Source organism: Citrobacter sp. wls829 (genome assembly GCF_005280825.1).
GTDB lineage: Bacteria > Pseudomonadota > Gammaproteobacteria > Enterobacterales > Enterobacteriaceae > Citrobacter > Citrobacter gillenii.
The window spans coordinates 1-440 of record NZ_SZWP01000022.1 but is presented as its reverse complement, the minus strand read 5'-3'; the positions used below and the strand labels follow the sequence as shown (position 1 = coordinate 440).

At 36.1% G+C, this 440-nt stretch carries 1 pseudogene; it reads left to right on the top strand.

Annotated elements, in window-relative coordinates:
* Positions 1-230: 230 nt before the first annotated feature.
* Positions 231-440: pseudogene (locus tag FDW88_RS01885) on the top strand (PcoE); the annotation flags it as partial.

Sequence of the window (440 nt, the reverse complement as noted above, 5' to 3'; positions counted from 1 at the left end):
ATTCCCTTATTTAAAGTATGGTTACTGACAGAATTCGAGAACCGATTTAAATTAAATTACTGGTTCATCCACTTACAATGAAATGAATCTAGCACACCTTAAGAAACAAATTCATTACAATCGTGTAATGTACATAGCTGTATTACATTTACGTCATCTTCCCCACAGGTTGATTATTTTTATATATGATCATAAGGACATCTTTTATGTACCTCAGAAGGTAATTACACATGAATATATTAATCACGACCACTGCGTTTACAGCTTTATTTTGTGGGGCAGCTTTTGCTCAGTCCAGTGATATTGCCCATGAAGCACATCGATTTGTTAATAATGCCTCAGCCGTCAGTCATGTGAATTCCTCGACGCATGAAAACTTACCGGACAGGGTTAATAAAAACAACACGCCCTCATTCTCTGAAATGAATGAACATGAAAGG